The following is a 577-nucleotide window of genomic DNA, read 5'->3' on the forward strand; positions in this document are numbered from 1 at the left end:
AAAAGCCTTCAACCGAATACGGATTTGTTGGTTTTGCATTTTGACCTCAGACTCCAAGTAGCCACCCTACCAGGCGCAATACCCCCGGTAAAAGGAGGCGCAATTGTACGGATGCACCTATAGGGTGTCAATAAATGATCAACAATAGAAAAAGGCCCCCGAAGGGGCCTTTTTCATCATCGTCAAATATTACTCGACGATCTTGGCAACCACGCCAGCACCTACGGTACGACCACCTTCGCGAATTGCGAAGCGCAGGCCGTCTTCCATGGCGATCGGCTTGATCAGGGTGACAACCATTTTCACGTTGTCGCCCGGCATTACCATCTCAACGCCTTCCGGCAGTTCGCACGAACCGGTCACGTCGGTGGTACGGAAGTAGAACTGCGGACGATAGCCCTTGAAGAACGGAGTGTGACGACCACCCTCTTCCTTGGACAGAACGTACACTTCGGCTTCGAACTTGGTGTGCGGCTTGATGGTGCCCGGCTTGGCCAGAACCTGGCCACGCTCGACGTCATCACGCTTGGTACCACGCAGCAGAACGCCGCAGTTCTCACCGGCACGACCTTCGTCG

General features: G+C 54.8%; 1 pseudogene. It reads right to left on the minus strand.

Annotated elements, in window-relative coordinates:
* Positions 1-189 precede the first annotated feature (189 nt).
* Positions 190-577 (minus strand): annotated as a pseudogene (tuf, locus tag CXQ94_RS23950) (elongation factor Tu); the annotation flags it as partial.

Source organism: Arthrobacter sp. GMC3 (assembly GCF_002929305.1).
Taxonomy (GTDB): domain Bacteria; phylum Actinomycetota; class Actinomycetes; order Actinomycetales; family Micrococcaceae; genus Specibacter.